Source organism: Thermaerobacter sp. PB12/4term (assembly GCF_003403315.2).
GTDB lineage: Bacteria > Bacillota > Sulfobacillia > Thermaerobacterales > Thermaerobacteraceae > Thermaerobacter.
This window is the reverse complement of the sequence record NZ_CP048407.1, coordinates 1,485,281-1,501,447: the sequence shown is the minus strand read 5'-3', so window position 1 is coordinate 1,501,447 and position 16,167 is coordinate 1,485,281. Positions and strand designations below refer to the sequence as shown.

Here is a 16,167-nt window from a genome sequence, read left to right as displayed (position 1 = left end):
GCAGGGAGATGGGGAGCCCTCCTTTTCTGCTGGATCCGACCTATGAGGAGATCCGCGCTGCGGTGCGGGAGTTCGCCCAGCGCGAGCTGGCGCCCAGGGCCGCGGCCTACGACGAGTCCGGCGAGTTTCCGTGGGAAAACGTGCGCCGGCTGGCGGAGCATGGTTATCTCGGCATGATGATCCCCGAGGCCTACGGGGGCGGGGGCATGGACACCCTGGCCCACGCCATCTGCCTGGAGGAGGTGGCGCGGGCCTGTGCGGCGACGGCCGTGGTGATGGACGTCCACAACAGCCTGGTGGGCGAGCTGATCAACCGCTGGGCCGGCGAGGCGATGAAGGCCCGCTGGCTGCCCGTCCTGGCCCGGGCCGAACAGCTGGGCGCCTTCTGCCTGACGGAGCCCGACGCGGGTTCGGACGCGGCTGCCCTCAAGACCACGGCGGTCCGGGACGGGGAGCACTACGTGCTGAACGGGCGCAAGACCTTCATCTCCAACGGCGGCGTGGCGGGCCTCTACGTGGTCTTTGCCGTCACCGACCCGGCGGCCGGCTCCCGGGGCATCAGCGCCTTCCTGGTGGAGAAGGGCACGCCCGGCCTCTCCTTCGGCAAGCCTTTCAAGAAGATGGGCATCCGCGCCTCGGCCACCACCGACGTGATCCTGGAGCAGGTCCGGGTGCCCGCCGAGAACCTGATCGGCCGCGAGGGGCAGGGGTACAAGATCGCCCTGGCCACCCTGGACAACGGCCGGGTGGGCATCGGCGCCCAGGCGGTGGGCATCGCCCAGGCGGCCCTGGACCGGGCGGTGGCCTACGCCGGCCAGCGGCGCCAGTTCGGACGTCCCATCGGCAGCTTCCAGGGCATCCAGTTCAAGCTGGCCGACATGGCGACCCAGGTGGAGGCGGCCCGGCTGCTGGTCTACCGGGCAGCCGTGCTCTACGACGAGAGCGTGCGCACGGGCCGGCGGGCCAGCAAGGAGATCGCCATGGCGAAGCTGTTTGCCTCGGAGGTGGCCATGAAGGTGACCACCGAGGCGGTCCAGATCCACGGCGGTTACGGTTACCTCCAGGATTTCGAGGTCGAGCGCCTGATGCGGGACGCCAAGATCACCCAGATCTACGAGGGAACCTCCGAGGTCCAGCGCATGGTCATCGCCCGGGCCCTCCTGGCGGAAGCGGGCCAGGCGGTGGAAGCTCTGGCATGAGCCCGGCCAGAGACGGCGGCGCCCGGGTCCGGGGGATCCCTTCACAGGTGCAGCAGGACGCCGCCCCGGGGGCCGGTGCCGCCGGCCGCATCCGGCGGGCGGCGGCCGGCCTGTTCCGGGAGCAGGGCTACCACGCCACGGGCCTGCGCCAGGTGGCGGCGGCCGCCGGGGTGGCCGTGGGCACGGTGTACGCCCACTTTCCGGACAAGCCTTCCCTGCTGCGGGCCGTTCTGGAGGAACAGGCCACCCGCCTGGGGCGCCAGCTGGCACGGGTCCACCTGACCCCGGGCCTTCCCGCCGGAGAGCGCTGGGCGGCCTTCCGGCAGGTGCTGGCTGAGGCCCTGCCCTGGCTGGCCTGCGAGGCGGAAGCTGCCGTCGAAACCCAGGCCGCCGGCCGCGCAGCGGGCCGGGGGACGGCCGGCGCCGGGGACCTGCCGGCTTTTTGGCCGGTGACGGCCCTTCTGGTCCAGGGACTGGCCCGCTTGCTGGAAGAGGGCGCCCGGCGCGGTGAGGCGCGGCTGCTGCAGGAAGGTGGGGCGCCCGGTCCCGGAGCCGAACCGTGCGGACCCGGGACCGGAGAGCCCGGCAGGCCTGAACCGCCCGTCCCGGGCGGCGGCGGACTCCCAGCCGCTCCTTTGCGGGGGGCCGGGAGCCTGCGGCCGGGCCGGCCGGGTACAGGGGGCGGCACCGTCGCCCAGGGTGGGGCTGCCGCCACGGCGACGGCCCGAGCGGTCGTGGCTGCAGCGGTCGGGCTCTGGCAGGCGGGCTGTGCCGGGGACCTGGACTGGCTCTGGTACGGGCTGGGACGGCCTCCGGCGGGGGAGCCGGCGGCCGCCGGACCTAGAGTCCCCGTGTCATTCCCGTCAGGACCTGGTGAAGGACCCAGTAATCCGTGGGCGTGAAGGGGCGCCTGCCTTTCCAGGTGATGGTGGCCAGGGACCGGATTTCTTCCTCAGGCACCTCGGGGTGTTCCTGCCAGAAGACCCGCAGCGCCCAGGGAAGCTGATCCAGGGCCGGCGGGGATCCCTCCGGTATCGGGGTTCCCTCCGGGATCCTGGGGCCGCCCTCCGGGGGGCCGGGCGCGAACTCGGAGGTTTGCCGCGATGCACGGGGTCCGGTAGCGGGCGGCGCACCGGCCGAACCCGGAGCCGGGGAAAGCGGTGCCAGGGCGCGGTCCCCGGCCGCCGCCACTTCTGCACGGGCCGCCCCTTCCCACCGCAGCGGGGAGTCGGGTTCGCCCGGAGGGGCGCCTCCAGCCCCGGGCGCCTGCTCACCGGCGGCACCGCCACCGGTGGCGGGTCCTACCAGTTCCGCCAGATCCACCTGAAGGGCGGCGGCGATGCGCAGTACCACGTCGACGGAAGGCTTGCGGGCAGGATCGTTCTCCAGCTGGGACAGGTAGGCCTTGGACACCCCGGAGCGGCGTGCCAGGTCGCGCAGGCTGATCCCGCGTTGCCGGCGCAGATCCCGGATCCGCTTGCCAACCTCCACGGGGCTCACCTCGGCGGTTGCCAGCCGGCGGGTTCGTTTACCATTATAGCATGAGGCATATCCATCCTTTGGCGGGCCAGCCGCCCGGTGGGAGGGATGGGCGATGATCGAACGGCAGGCCGCCGGCGGCGTGGTGTACCGGCGTGCCGGTGCCCCCGCAGGCGCCGGCGGAGCGCCGGGGCCGGATGCGACCGGACCGGGTTCGTCCGGTGAAGGGGACCGCCGGCCCGAGCCGGCCGTAGAGGTCCTCATGATCCTCGACGCTTACGGTCACTGGGCCTTGCCCAAGGGCGGCATCGAAGCGGGCGAGACACCGGAAGCGGCCGCCTTGCGGGAGATCCGGGAGGAAACGGGAATCGTCGGGGCCCTGGAGACGCGCCTGCCGCCGGTGCGCTATCGCTTCCGGGACGGCGATGAGGAAGTGGACAAGACGGTCCACTACTTTCTCGTGAGGGCGCTGAACCACGGCATCCGGGTGCAGCGGGAGGAACTGCGGGACGCCCAGTGGCTGCCGCTGGACGAGGCCATCCGCCGCTGCACCTACGAAAACCTGGTGCCCACCCTGGAGGCGGCGCGCCGGGAGCTGGCCGCGCGCCCGGCGGAACCGGAGGCACCGGCCCGGGTGAAGGCGCGCGGCCCGGCGGATGCCCCTGCAGGCCCGGCTCCAGCCGGGGCTCCACCGGAGGCCGCGGCCCCCTCCCCCGAGGAAGGCACCCAGGGGGAACGCCAGGCAGGATCCGGCGCGGCGGCGGCCGCTGAGCCGGCGGGGGCGGGCGCCGGAGGAGGCTCCGCGGAAGGGCCTGCCGCACCGGAAGGCTTGCCTGCGGCCCAGGCCGGTACCGGGCCGGCCGCCGGGGGCGGCGAAGAGGGCGAGCGGGTGGGTGCCGGCGGTCCGGCCCTTCCGGGCAGCGGGCCCCAGGGATAGACAGCGGGCTCCATGGTGGCGCTGCGCGGCCCGTTCCGGCCGTTCTTTTGTGGGCGCTGGCGCAAGGCGGCCGCAGGGGAACGGCCCGGGGACCGGGCGGGTTCACCAGGCCGGACGCCTGAAGGCCAGGAGGCCGGAACCCCATCGGGGTCCGGCCTCCTGGCCTCGTTTCTGGCCGTGTTGAGCGGTCGGGCCGGCCGGATTTGAACCGGCGACCTCCACGTCCCGAACGTGGCGCGCTAACCAAGCTGCGCTACGGCCCGCGGCTCCCAAAAAACACAAGGCGGCGTGCAACCGCAACTGGCATTATAGAGGCGGCGCCGCACCGTGTCAACGAAGACCGGTGCGAGGAACACCAGCCCTGGCGAGGAAGGATGGCATTCATGATCCCGACCGCTGAACCCCACGCCGAACCGTCCGACGGCCTGTTGCCCTTCGTCATCGGCACGGCCGGCCACGTGGACCACGGCAAGACCACCCTGGTCCGCGCCCTTACCGGGGTGGACACCGACCGCCTCCAGGAGGAGAAGCGGCGCGGCATTTCCATCGATCTGGGCTTCGCGCCCTTCCGGCTGCCCGGCGGCCGGCCCGCGGCCATCGTCGACGTGCCCGGCCACGAGCGCTTCATCCACAACATGGTGGCCGGCGTGCACGGCATGGACCTGGTGCTGCTGGTGGTGGCCGCCGACGAGGGGGTCATGCCCCAGACCGTCGAGCACCTGGACATCCTCGAGCTCCTGGGCGTGCGCCACGGGCTCATCGCCCTGACCAAGATCGATACCGTGGACGACCCTGCCTGGCTCGACCTGGTGGAGGAGGACATCCGCGCGGCCCTGCGGGGGACGTTCCTGGAGGGGGCGCCGCTGGTGCGGGTCGCACCACCGGCCGGCACCGGTCTGGACCGGCTCCTGGCGGCGCTGGAGGAGGCCGCGGCCCGCGTCCCCGTCCGGGATGCCGGCGGCTTGCCGCGCCTTCCCATCGACAGGGTCTTCACCGTCGCCGGCTTCGGGACGGTGGTCACCGGCACGCTGGTCTCCGGCACCTTGGAGGCCGGCCAGCGGGTGGTCATCGAACCAGGGGGCCAGGAGGCGCGCATCCGCCAGCTGCAGGTGCACGGCCGGGCGGTGGAACGGGCCGTGGCCGGGCAGCGGGTGGCCGTCAACCTGGCCGGGGTCGACCACCACAGGCTGCAGCGCGGCCAGGTGGTCCTGCAACCCGGGACGCTGGCCGCCACCACATGGCTGGCGGGACGCGCCCGGTGGCTGCCCCGGGCACCCTGGCCCCTGCGCCACCAGGAACGGGTACGGGTCCACGCCGGTGCGGCCGAGGTGCTGGGCCGGGTGCGCCTGCTGGAGCCCGCCCATCCCTGGGCGCCGGGCGAGGAAGGCTGGGTGGCGATCCGGCTGGAGGCACCCCTGGTCGTGGCCCCGGGCGACCGCTTCCTCCTGCGCACCTACTCTCCCCCGCGCACCGCGGGCGGCGGCATCGTGGCCGACACCGGCCGGCAATGGACCCGGCGCCAGCGCCCGGCCCGCTGGCTCGATGCCTTTCTTGCGGACGAACCGGCCCGCGCCCTGGCGGCCCGGCTGGCCTGGGCCGGGCGCCCCGTGACGGTGGCCGGCCTGGCACGCGAAACCGGCCAGCCTGCACCCCGGGTGGAAGCCTGGCTGCAGGCCGCCCGGCGGGCCGGCGACGCGCGCTCCCTGGGGCAGGGGGTCTGGATCCACCCGGGCGCCCTGGACCGCCTGGCGCGCCGGCTGGCGGAGGTGCTGGATGCCTATCACCAGGAGCATCCCCTGGACCGGGGAATGCGGCGGGATGCCCTGCTCCACGCCCTGCAGGCCGGAGGCGATCCCGCCGCCGGCCAGGCGCTGCTGGAACACTGGCTGGCGGAGGGCCGCCTGGCCCTCGACGAGGACCGGTTCCACCGGCCCGGCTGGCGACCCGGTGGAGACCCCGGTGTGCAAGCCCGGCTGGAGCGCCTGGAGGCCGTCTACCGCGAGGCGCACCTGGCGCCGCCTGACCGGCCGGAGGCCGCGGCGGCCGCAGCGGGGCTTCCGGAGGAAGACGTGGAGGCCCTGCTGGCCCTTTTGGAGCACCGCGGCCGGCTGGTGCGCGTGGCACCCGGACTCTGGCTCACCCCTGCGGCCCTTGCCGATGCCCGGAACCGGCTGGCGGATCTGCAACGGCGGGTGGGCCCGTTCACCGTGGCGGAGGCGCGGGATGCCCTGGGCGTGACCCGCAAGTGGGCGCTGCCGCTGCTGGAGTACTTTGACCGGCGGCGCTGGACCCGGAGGGAGGGCGACCGCCGCCAGCTGCTGGTCGGGCCCGAAGAGCCGGCCGGAGGCGGCGCGGTCCCGGCGGCGGGGCCGCCAGGGACGGGAGGGCAGTGGGATCCCTCCCCAAATCGGGACCTGAACAGGTAGGAAGTGTCACTGGCGACACCGAATCCCATGGCGGGAAGCACCAAGGGACAGTGGGGAGGACGGATCCGTTGGGTCAAGCGGGGGATTCGCCAGGTGGCGTGAAGTCGTACGGGTTCTTTGAGATGCTCCAGCGGTTCCATGCCTACCGCCGCTACTGGCTGGCCATGGCCGTGTCCTGGGCGGGCGACCGGTTCAGCGCCGTCGCCCTGGCCACGCTGGTGTTGGACCGCTTTCCGCACCAGCCCATGGCCATCGGCATCGTGCTGATGATGCAGCACTTGCCCCAGGCGGTCTTCGGCTTGCTGGCCGGCGCCCTGGCCGACCGCTGGCCGCGCCGGCGGGTCATGGTGGCCAGCGACCTGGTGCGCGCCGCCGTGGTGCTCCTGGTGCCCTTTGCAGACGAGCTGTGGCAGGTGTATCTGGCCGCCCTGGCCCTGGGCACGGCCAGCACCTTCTTCTTCCCGGCCTGGCGGAGCACGTTGCCCGCGGTGGTCAGCCGGGATGCGCTTCTGGAGGCCAACGCCTACCATTCGGCGACCCGGTCCTTCATCGACATCCTGGCGCCGGTGGGCGCCACGGCGCTGATTGCGGCGGGGCGCGCCCTTCACCCCGTGCTGTACATGGCGCCGGCCTTCTGGCTGGACAGCCTGTCCTATCTCATTTCGGCGTGGCAGCTGGCCGGCCTGCCCCTGGATGAGAGGGCCCGAGCCGGGCGGGCTCCGGCCCGCGGGGCGGCCGGCGTCTGGCAGGACGTGGTGGCGGGACTGCGCTACCACCGCCAGAACCGGACGGTGTGGGCCCTGCTGCTGCTGATGGGCAGCTTCGCCTGGGGCGCCAACGGTGCCAACGCCCTGATGCAGAAGGCCGTACCGGCCCTGCTCCGGGTGCCCCCCGAGCGCTGGGGGGTGCTGCTGGCCGCCATGGGTGCCGGCATGATCGCCGGGAATGCCATGGTGGCCCGGCGCGGCAAGATCTGGCCGCGCCGCGTCATCATCGGCACGGGCTACCTGGGGGCCTGGCTGGCCCTGGTGATCCTGGCGGGGACCCGGGATTTCGAGGTCGCCATGGCGGCCTACGTCCTGATGGGCGTGAGCAACGCCGCCTTCCTGGCCCCCCAGGTGGCCTGGGTGCAGGAGGCCACCGATCCGGCCTACCTGGGGCGGGTCGAGGCCACGCGCAACGCCCTGATCTACGTGGGCATGACGGCCAGCCCGCTGCTGGCGGGTTGGCTGGAACAGGCCCTGGGGTCCCTGCCGGGCGCCATGTGGGGGATTTCGGTGCTGTTTCTGGTGCCGGCGGTCCTCTCCTTTGTGCACCCCGCCCTGCGGCAGGCGCCCGCGCCGGCGCCGGCCCGTGCGGCCAGCGGGGCTTGAGGGGCTGCGCCCGGCCCAAGGCGCCCTGCCCTAGACCCGGCCGCCGTGCTGCCGCACGATGGCGGCCGCCTCGTCCCGGCTTTGCCCCGGCTCCAGAGGTACGGTGAGCAGGTAGGGCATGTCCCCCACCAGCTCATCGTCCGACCAGCCGCTGACGGTAGGGGACATGGCGGCCAGGGCCCGCCGGTCTCGGTCCATGGCGCCCGTCAGGGTATCCGGTACGGGCTGGTCCCACTGGTTCCCCCGTTCTTCCCGGACCGGTTGCAGCCGGTCGATCTGCACGTTCCGGTAGCCGGCGGCCTTCAGCGCCTCGGCGGCGCGCTGCGCACCATCCGGGTCGCGGAAGCTCGCCAGGACGGCCGCTTGCTGGAAGTGGGGCTCCCGCCGCAGGGCGCCGGGCCGGGGGACGGGGGCTCCTCCGGACGGGTCCTCCCGCGCGGGGTTTCCGGACCGATCGGGTGGCGTCATGGTTCCATTCCTCCTGGTGGCAGCTTCTCCGCCGGGGCGCCGCCGGGCTCCGGGCCGGCGCGCACCGCCCGGAGGGAGGACGCCGGCCGGCGGGGCGAGGGGCTGCCGGGGGCCTGGTCCCCGGCCGCCCTCCGCTGGTCACAAGGTTCCCCTGCGGACCCCCCTGGGAAACCACGGCTTCAAGGGCCCGGGGTGCGGTGTTATAATCGGCTTCGGATTTTGCGGCCCCTGGTTTTTCCGCCGGCCGTCGCCGGTCGCGGTAGCGCCGGCCGCCGCTCGCGGCGGCTCGCGGGGGATGGCCGCCGGCACCGGCCGCCGCCTTCCGCAGCGGCCGCCGGGTGGAGCGCCGCGAGGGTCCCGCCCTGGGCGCGCCGGGTTCCCGGGGCTGGTGCCCCGCCTGGGGCCCCGGCCCGAACGCAGGCCCGGCCCGAAGGCGGACCGGTCCGGCCGCAGGCGGCCCGGGGGTGGCGTCCAGCCGGACCCGGGCTCCGGCGAGACTGGGCGGGGTGCATGGGGGACGCGGCCACCGGAGACCCCGGCCGGGGCCGCTTTTTTGTGCCGGCGGGTATGGCTGCGAGCCGGGGCCGCCTTGGGGCGGCTTCGGGCCCAAGTCGTTGCAGGGAGGGGGCGGCGGCATGCGAGCGCGCCGCAGGTGGCGGGCGGTGCTGGCCCTGATCGCCAGCCTGGCGGTCCTGGGCGGTATCGCCGCGTGGACGCTGCTGGACTTCAAGCTGCAGAACCGCATCAACCGCGGCCTGGATCTGGCCGGCGGGGTGCGGGTCGTGCTCCAGGGCGTGAACAAGCCCGGCAACCCCGTGACCCGGGAGAAGATCGACGACGCGGTGGAGATCATCCGGAACCGGGTGGACGCCCTGGGCGTGGCCGAACCGGTGATCCAGCGCCAGGGCGAGGACCGCATCGTGGTCGAGCTGGCCGGCGTCGACGATCCCCAGAAGGCCATCGAGACCATCGGGCGCACGGCGCGCCTGGAATTCCGCGGTCCCGACGGCAGCGTGGTGGTGACCGGCGACCAGCTGGTGGCCGGGGGCATCCAGGTGGGGGCCGACCAGGCCGGCCGCCCCGTGGTGCAACTGCAGTTCAACGCCGAGGGCACGGAGAAGTTCGCCGAGGCGACCCGCAAGTTCTTCGAGCGACCCATCTTCATCGTGCTGGACGACCAGGTGATCTCGGCGCCCGAGGTTCGTGCCGTGATCACCAACGGCCGGGCGGAGATCACCGGCATCCCCACCTTCGAGGAGGCCCAGCGCTTGGCCGTGGCCCTGCGCTACGGCGCCCTGCCCGTCGACCTGCAGGTGGTGGAGAACCGCACCGTGTCGGCCACCCTGGGCAGCGACTCCCTCCAGCGCAGCGTCGAGGCGATGATCGTCGGCGCGGCTGCGGTGGCAGCCTTCATGCTGGTGATCTACCGGATCCCCGGCTTCTGGGCGGTGGTGGCGCTGGCCGTCTACATGCTGATCACCGCCGGCGCCCTCTACGGGCTCAACGCCACCCTGACCCTGCCCGGCATCGCCGGCTTCGTCATGTCGGTGGGCATGGCCGTGGACGCCAACGTGCTGATCTACGAGCGCATCAAGGACGAGCTCAGGGCGGGCAAGACCATCCGGGCGGCCCTGGATGCCGGCTTCCGCAACGCCTTCTCGGCGATCCTGGACTCCAACCTGACCACCCTGATCGCCGCCGCCGTCCTCTACGGCCTGGGCACCGGACCGGTGCGCGGCTTTGCCGTCACCCTGGCCGTCGGCGTGGTGGCCAGCATGTTCACCGCCATCACCCTGACCCGGTTCTTCCTGCGGAACCTGGTGGACGCGGAGCTCTTCCGGCAGCCCGGCCGGCTGTTCGGCGTGAGGGGTGAGGCGCGGTGAAGGGCTTCTCCTTCGTGCGCACCCGGGGCGTGGCCTTTGCCCTAAGCCTGCTCTTGCTGGCCGCCGGCATGATCGCCTGGGCGGTGCGCGGGCTGAACTACAACGTGGAGTTCACCGGCGGCGCGGCCTGGACCCTGCGCTTCGAGCGGCCGGTGGAAGCGGGTCCGGTGCGGTCGGTGCTGAAGGAACAGGGCCTGGAAGACCCCATCGTCCAGCTGGCCGAGGGCGGCCGGGTCGTCCTGGTGCGCACCCCCCACGTGGACCAGGCCACCCAGCAGAAGGTGCTGGAGGCCCTGGGCAAGCAGGTGGCACCGGTCCAGTTGGAGCAGTTCGACAGCATCAGCCCGGTGATCGGGCGCGAAATTAAGGAAAAGGGCCTGCTGGCTCTGGGGCTGGCCACCGTCGGGATGATCATCTACATGACGGTGCGCTTCGAGTTCTGGTTCGCGGTGGCGGCCATCCTGGCCATGCTGCACGACGTGTTCATGGTGGTCGGCCTCTTTGCCCTCTTGCAGTGGCAGGTCGACTCCTCCTTCATCGCCGCGATCCTGACGGTGTTCGGTTACTCGATCAACGACACCGTGGTGGTCTTCGACCGCATTCGCGAGAACCTGCGGCTGCGGCGGAAGGAGCCGCTGGAGGAACTGGTCGACCGGTCGATCCGGCAGGTGCTGCGCCGGTCGCTCTTGACCGGCGCCACCACCCTGATGGCCCTGGCCGCCGTCTTCGCCTTCGGCGGCGAGACGATCCGGGCCTTCGCGGGCGCCATGTTCTTCGGCATCCTGTTCGGCACGTATTCGTCGATCTTCGTGGCGAGCCCCCTCTGGTACGTCCTGCGCCAGCGCGCGGCCCGACGGCAGGCCCAGGCCCGGGCGGCGGGGTAGGGACCGGCCGGGGCCGGCAGTGCCGTTCCCGGCCGCGTGCGGCCCCCGGCTGGGGGGTTCTGCCGGCCGGCCGGGCGGCCCGGCGGACGGACCCACCGGCCGCCGGGCCGCGGTGCGGCGTCCGGACAACGGAAAAACGTGGCCACCACCGGGCCTTCCGGTCCGGTGGTTTTTTTCTTGAGGGCGCGGCCAGACTAACCTGCGCCGCCGGCATCCGCCGTTCCGGCCTGGTGGCCCCGCAGGTTGCGTACGGGAGTAACCCGCAGCCGTTGCCGCCGAAGGGGCCCCGGACGGTGGGGCCTCCCTGGGACGGGCCGGCGGGCGGGCGGTCCGGTCGGCCCTGGGTGAGTGGTCAACGCCCGGTGGCCGGGCGGGGAGGCAGGCGGCACGTCCGGCTCCGGGCGGGTGTTCGGCGCCCGGTAGCCCGGCGGCGAGGCGGGCGGACCGGGCGGGTTCGTCCGGGCACGGAGGGCCCGGCGAGCCGCCGCTCCGGGATGCCGATCACGGCGGGCGGGGGTGTGGCTGCATGCAGGATTACGCGTCCCTCATCCGGCACGAGGGCAATCGCCAGCTCTTCGAAGCGGTGGAGATGTCCATCATCGCCCAGCTGTGGGGCGAACCCCTCCACCTGCACGCCGAGGGCGTGCGGGGGACGGGCAAGACCACCATCCTGCGCGCGGCCCGGCGGATCCTGCCGCGCATCGAGCGCATCCGCGGCTGTCCTTACAACTGCGATCCCCAGGCCCCCCACTGCCCGCTGCACGCCCACTGGACCCCGGACCAGATCGCCGCCCACGGCACCGAATGGATTCCCATGCCCTTCCGGGAGATCTCGCCCTCCGCCAAGGTGGGGACGGTCACGGGCAGCCTGGACCTGGGACGGCTGACCGATCCCGGCCGCCCCGAGGCGGCCCTCTTGCCCGGCACCCTGGCCCAGGCCCACCGCGGCATCGTGCTGGTGGACGAGATCAACCGCCTGGCCGATGTGGCGCCCGAACTGGCCGACTGCCTGCTGGACGTGATGGGTACCAAGCCCGGCCGCCTGCAGATCGAGGAGACGGGGTTGCCGCCCGTGGAGATCCCCGTACGGGTGGCCGTCTGGGCCGCGTCCAACCCCGACGAGGAACCGGGGCCCCTGGAGGAGATCCGCCGCCAGCTGTCCGACCGGTTCGACCTGGTGCTGGACGTGCGGCGGCCAGGAGAGCCGTGGCTCGTGAAGCGCATCCTGCTGCTGGGCGAAGCCCGCACCCGGGCGCTGGCCGAAGCGGCCCGGGCCGCCTGGGCGGATACCGGGCCGAACCGGGCCGCTGGGCTTCCGGGGCGCGAGGCGCGGCCGACCGCCCTACCCTGGCAGGAGGCGGGTGGCGCCCCCGCGCCGCGGGAAGGGGCCGCCGCTGCCGGGCAGCAGGAGGCCGAGCAGCACGAGACCGGGCAGCAGGAGACCGGGCAGCCGGGTGGCGGGCGGCAGGAGGCGGAGTCCAGGGCTCGGCTCGAGGGGGGGACGCCCGCAGCCCGGCCCGTCGCGGGGGCCGGCCCGCGCCGGGACCTGAACACGGCCTCCGGGGCCGCCAGGGCCGCCGCCCCGCGCCATCTGGCCGCCTCGGCGGGCGCCGGGGAGACCGGCGCGGAAGGCGAGGCGCGGTGGAACGGGCTGGGAACCGGCAAGGCCGAGGTGCAGCGCGGTCCGGCCGGCGGGGAGGTTGACGCCGGGGAGGTGGCGGCCGCGGCCGTGCAGGGTGCGCCCCAGGCAGCCCGGGGCCTGATGGCAGGCGGGGGAGGGGAGCGGGGGCCTGCCGGCGCCGGGGCGGTGGACGACCCCTGGGACCGCCGCTGGCGGGAAGCCGCCGCCCATCGGCCGGAGTTCCCCGAGCCCCTGCTGGAGCTTTTGGCGGAGATCTACGTCCAGTTCCGGCTGGAAAGCCTGAGGGCTCTGGAAGCCTGGCGCCACGGGGCCGCCCTCTACGCGGCCCGGGCCGGGCGCCGGCAGGTGCTGCGGGCCGATGTCCTGGAGATCGCGCCCGCCGTGTTGCGTCACCGGGTGGAAGCCGGGGTTCTGAGCGAGATCCTCGAGTACCTGGCCCGCGCCGCGGAGGACGGCGGGACCCGGAACGACGGCACCGGCGGGCGGCACCGCGGCGAGCCGCCGGGCGGCGAGGGCGGTCCGGCCCCGGGTGCAGGCCCGGGCTACGGCGCCTTGCCCTGGCAGGCGGTGCCCGGCGGCGGTGCGGTGGCCAGGATGCCCGGGGACGGGGCCGGGTGGGCCCGGGCGGAAGACCTCGACGAAGCCGGGGCGCCGGCCGTGCAGGGAGGAACCCCATGGAGGGCGGGCGCCCCAGGGGCGGCGGGAGGCGATACCGGCCCCGGCGGCGTCTGGAGCAGGCTGCGGGAGATGCTCTCCCGGGCCGCCGGCCACGGTGCCGGCGGCCCGGGGGGGCCGGCGGCGGCGGGCGCGACGGGCCTTTCCGGCCGGGACGGCGCCGCCGGGGCCTGGCCCGCCGCGGATTCCGCCGCCGGGGGCGGCGGAATCCGCGGCAGCGCTGCCGGAGCCGGGGGCGCCCCCGCCCCCGGCTCCGGCGCGGGCGCCTCCGCCGGCCTACTGCCGGCTCACCCCGCCGGCAGCGGCCGCCCCTACAGCGGGCCGGGCGTCGGGCCCGTCCGGCCCGGCGCCCGGGAGGGCACCACGCCGCCCCACCGGGCCCGGCCACTGCTGGAACTGACGCGGGACCGGGCCATCCGGTCCTGGAGCCACCCGTGACGCCCCTGGTGGCCGGCCTGGAGCGGCTGACGGAGCGCCTGGGCCGGCAATCCGACCTGACGGCCCGCCTCATGCAGGCCCTTCCCCGGGGGGCGGCCAGCATCGGGGAGGCGGCCGTGGCCAGCACCTGCGTGCACCTGCTGGTGGTGGGCAGGCCGGGGGTCGTCCAGGTCCTGGAGGACGCCGATGCCGGCCGGGTCTTCTACGGCCGCTCCCACCCCGGCCAGATCCTGCACATCGACATCTTCCATGCCGAGGGGGAGGTGGACCACCGCCTGGTCGCCCGCCAGCTCAGCCGGGCCGCCCGCATCTTCGCGCGGGATGCCGGTTCCTACCGGGTGGCCGGCCTGCCCGTGGAGCAGATCCCCGACTTCATCGACCTGCAGACCGGTACCGGCGGTGGGCGGGCGTCGGGGTCGCTGATCTACGGTCGCCGGCTGTCCCTGCGCCTGGCCCACCGCAACCACGTCCACCTGGCCATCGGCCTGCCCCGCGCCCTCTGGGGGTTTGCCGTGTACGCCGTGGCCGCAGTGGAGGAAGCGGTGCTGCAAACCGGTCTGGAGCTGCGCAGGGTCGATGCGGTGGAGCTGGTGCGCGGTCGCGGCGGGACGCCCCTGGACCTCAGCGACTACGAGACGGCTTCCGACTCCTATCTCCGGGAGGAGGGACGGCCCCGGCCGGGGGCAGGCAACGGGACGTGGGGCGGTGCGTGGGGCGATTTTGGCGGCGGCACCTCGCCCCGGGGCGCCCAGGGGGCCCCCGGGTCGCCGGGATGGGGTGGTGCCGCCGGTGCCGGCGGGGAAGGCGGGGTCGGTGGGGCCGGTGGACGCGGCGGCGGGACCGGGGGGAGCCCGGGCGGTGGCGGGCCCGACGGGTGGGCTCCCCCGGGGGAGGAGATCATCCTGCGCGGTCCCGCGCCCTGGCGGGGCCGTGGGGGCACCGGTGACCCCGGGGAGCCTGGGGACGGAGGCGCCTCCCGGCACCTGGCGCCCGGCCTGCGGGGCGCCGGTTCCTGGCGGGAAGTCCCCGTCGGCGGCCCGGACGCGGTCTGGGGGAGCAGCGGGCGGGGTTTCCGGGACGGCCGGAGCGGGAGAGGCCGGGCAGGCCCAGGGCCCTGGCGGGCCCTTTGGCGCGCCTGGCGGCGCGGCCCGGCGGAGGAGGACAGCGGCGGGACCGGTCCCACCGCCGGCCCGGTGCGGGGCCCGCTCGCCCGCCCGGCCGGCACCGGCGGCCTCCCCGAGGGGTTCCTGCCGGCGGCTGGGGAGCCGAGCGCGGGGACCGGGCCGGAGGGGCACCCGGACCCGTGGGGGTCCCAAACCCCGTTGTTCCGGGGGGTGCCCGGACGGCACCGGACGCCGGGAGAGGGCGGGTCTTCCTCCTCCCCGGGTAGCCTTCCCCGGAACGGCGCCGCCCACCCCACGGCGGGGGGCGGGCCGCGGCCGCCGGAGGGCACCGGCACCGGATCGGGCCTGGCGAATCGGCAAGGGCCCGCCCCCGGGCCCGGCTCGGAGGGACCCGGGGGCGGGCCGGCGGCCGGTTCGTCCGGCGGGGAGGCGGTTTCCGGCGCGGGCGGCCCGCTGTCCCGAGCTGCCGCGAGCCCCGGGGGGCTGGCCCGCCGCCACCGCCTGCTGGCGCGCTCCCTGAGCTGGCTGCGGGAGACGGGGGTCGATCTGGGCGCCGCCCTGCTGGAACGGCTGGGGCCGGGCGCCTCCATGCGGGACCTGCAGCTTCCCGGCGCCAGCTACGAGGACCTGCGCCGCTGGCTCAACGACCTGCGCGAGGCGGGGCTGGTGGAGCGGGACGGGGAGCGTTACCGCCTGAGCCCCCAGGGGTGGGAATTGCTGGCCTACCTGCTGGAGGAGCCGGGCACCGTGCGCACCGCCCTGCGACGGCTCTTGCGGGTGCGGCCGGCGCGGCCCGATCCGCGACCTGGCCACAGCCCGGTCACGGTATACGACGACGAGCGGGGCCGGCAGGCCAACCGGCGGGTGGTGCGCCCCTGGGAACCGGGAGCCGGGGGCGACGGCCTGGCCGTGGCCGAGTCGGTGATGGCGGCCCTGGCCCGGGGCGGCCTGCCCCTGCGCGTCCAGCCCCAGGATCTGCGGCTGTACCGCCGCCTGCGCCGGCACCCCGTGGACGTCTGCCTGGTGCTGGACGCCAGCGCCAGCATGGCGGGAAACCGCATCCGGGCCGCCAAGGACCTGGCCCAGCAGCTTCTGGTCTCCACCCGCGACCGGGTGGCGGTCATCACCTTCCAGGAGCGGGTGGTGCAGGTCCAGGTGCCCCTGACCCGCAACACCAGCCGGGTCGAACGCGGCCTCAGCCAGATCCAGCCCTACGGCCTGACCCCCCTGGCGCAGGGCCTGGAGGTGGCCCTGCTCTACCTCGCCCAGAGCCGGGCGCGCAACCCCCTGCTGGTGCTCGTCACCGACGGCATCCCCACCGTCCCCTACCGGACGGCGAACCCGCTGGAGGATGCGGTGCAGGTGGCCCGGCAGCTGGGCGCGGGGCGCTTCGGCCGGGTGGGTTTCACCTGCATCGGCCTTCAGCCCAACGAGCGGTACCTGCGGGAACTGGTGCGGGTGGCCGGCGGGCGGCTCTATGTGGTCGACGAGCTGGAGCGGGATACGTTGATCTCCATCGTCCACCGGGAACGGGCCCAGCGGAAGGAGCGCGCCCGGCCCTGACCTCCGGCCCGAGGGGCTCCGGCGCACCCGCAAGGGGCCCGGCGCAGGAACACCCCCCTGCCTGTCGAAGACCGCC

At 74.8% G+C, this 16,167-nt stretch carries 11 protein-coding genes and 1 tRNA gene; 9 read left to right on the top strand and 3 right to left on the bottom strand.

The window, feature by feature from the left end; translation table 11 throughout:
- Positions 1-8: 8 nt before the first annotated feature.
- Positions 9-1,199 (top strand): acyl-CoA dehydrogenase, encoded by a 1,191-nt coding sequence (locus DYI95_RS06245; protein ID WP_116900632.1) that lies wholly within the window; start codon positions 9-11, stop codon positions 1,197-1,199.
- Positions 1,196-2,101, top strand: a complete 906-nt coding sequence (locus tag DYI95_RS06240; RefSeq protein WP_116900633.1) for a TetR/AcrR family transcriptional regulator — start codon at positions 1,196-1,198, stop codon at positions 2,099-2,101. Before DYI95_RS06245 ends, DYI95_RS06240 begins: the two co-directional genes overlap by 4 nt.
- Here DYI95_RS06240 and DYI95_RS06235 read toward each other — a convergent pair.
- Positions 2,040-2,690, bottom strand: coding sequence for a helix-turn-helix domain-containing protein (locus tag DYI95_RS06235; protein ID WP_116900634.1), 651 nt, complete (start codon positions 2,688-2,690; stop codon positions 2,040-2,042). The genes DYI95_RS06240 and DYI95_RS06235 overlap by 62 nt on opposite strands.
- 103 nt (positions 2,691-2,793) lie before the next feature.
- On the opposite strand from DYI95_RS06235, the gene DYI95_RS13065 reads away from it, so the two are divergent.
- Positions 2,794-3,615 (top strand): NUDIX hydrolase, encoded by an 822-nt coding sequence (locus DYI95_RS13065; RefSeq protein WP_116900635.1) that lies wholly within the window; start codon positions 2,794-2,796, stop codon positions 3,613-3,615.
- A gap of 188 nt (positions 3,616-3,803) precedes the next feature.
- Here the strand turns inward: DYI95_RS13065 and DYI95_RS06225 are convergent.
- A tRNA-Pro gene (locus DYI95_RS06225) sits at positions 3,804-3,878 on the bottom strand.
- A 120-nt stretch (positions 3,879-3,998) separates the two neighbouring features.
- On the opposite strand from DYI95_RS06225, the gene selB reads away from it, so the two are divergent.
- Together selB and DYI95_RS06215 are read left to right on the top strand one after the other, a co-directional pair.
- A complete protein-coding gene (selB, locus tag DYI95_RS06220; protein WP_116900636.1) occupies positions 3,999-6,041 on the top strand; it encodes a selenocysteine-specific translation elongation factor in 2,043 nt (680 codons plus the stop codon).
- A gap of 68 nt (positions 6,042-6,109) precedes the next feature.
- On the top strand, positions 6,110-7,414 hold the full coding sequence (locus DYI95_RS06215; RefSeq protein ID WP_116900637.1) for an MFS transporter: 1,305 nt from the start codon (positions 6,110-6,112) through the stop codon (positions 7,412-7,414).
- A gap of 30 nt (positions 7,415-7,444) precedes the next feature.
- Here the strand turns inward: DYI95_RS06215 and DYI95_RS06210 are convergent, their stop codons facing one another.
- On the bottom strand, positions 7,445-7,882 hold the full coding sequence (locus DYI95_RS06210) for a hypothetical protein (protein ID WP_116900638.1): 438 nt from the start codon (positions 7,880-7,882) through the stop codon (positions 7,445-7,447).
- A 635-nt stretch (positions 7,883-8,517) separates the two neighbouring features.
- Between DYI95_RS06210 and secD the strand changes: the two genes are divergently transcribed.
- The 4 genes from secD to DYI95_RS13060 all read left to right on the top strand — a co-directional run bounded on the left by secD (position 8,518) and on the right by DYI95_RS13060 (position 16,091).
- Positions 8,518-9,765, top strand: coding sequence for a protein translocase subunit SecD (gene secD / locus DYI95_RS06205; protein ID WP_116900639.1), 1,248 nt, complete (start codon positions 8,518-8,520; stop codon positions 9,763-9,765).
- The gene (secF, locus tag DYI95_RS06200) at positions 9,762-10,649 is read left to right on the top strand and encodes a protein translocase subunit SecF (protein ID WP_116900640.1); all 888 of its coding nucleotides are present in this window, start codon (positions 9,762-9,764) and stop codon (positions 10,647-10,649) included. Before secD ends, secF begins: the two co-directional genes overlap by 4 nt.
- Before the next feature lie 526 nt (positions 10,650-11,175).
- On the top strand, positions 11,176-13,404 hold the full coding sequence (locus tag DYI95_RS06195) for an AAA family ATPase (RefSeq protein WP_116900641.1): 2,229 nt from the start codon (positions 11,176-11,178) through the stop codon (positions 13,402-13,404).
- Positions 13,401-16,091, top strand: a complete 2,691-nt coding sequence (locus DYI95_RS13060; RefSeq protein WP_116900642.1) for a VWA domain-containing protein — start codon at positions 13,401-13,403, stop codon at positions 16,089-16,091. The genes DYI95_RS06195 and DYI95_RS13060 overlap by 4 nt, the downstream gene beginning before the upstream one ends.
- Positions 16,092-16,167 lie beyond the last annotated feature (76 nt).

Coding starts and splice junctions, on each gene's coding strand:
- DYI95_RS13065 (WP_116900635.1), top strand. CDS start 2,794: ATGATCGAACGGCAGGCCGCCGGCGGCGTGGTGTACCGGCGTGCCGGT.
- secD (WP_116900639.1), top strand. CDS start 8,518: ATGCGAGCGCGCCGCAGGTGGCGGGCGGTGCTGGCCCTGATCGCCAGC.
- DYI95_RS06210 (WP_116900638.1), bottom strand. CDS start 7,882: ATGACGCCACCCGATCGGTCCGGAAACCCCGCGCGGGAGGACCCGTCC.
- DYI95_RS06240 (WP_116900633.1), top strand. CDS start 1,196: ATGAGCCCGGCCAGAGACGGCGGCGCCCGGGTCCGGGGGATCCCTTCA.
- DYI95_RS06195 (WP_116900641.1), top strand. CDS start 11,176: ATGCAGGATTACGCGTCCCTCATCCGGCACGAGGGCAATCGCCAGCTC.
- DYI95_RS06245 (WP_116900632.1), top strand. CDS start 9: ATGGGGAGCCCTCCTTTTCTGCTGGATCCGACCTATGAGGAGATCCGC.
- selB (WP_116900636.1), top strand. CDS start 3,999: ATGATCCCGACCGCTGAACCCCACGCCGAACCGTCCGACGGCCTGTTG.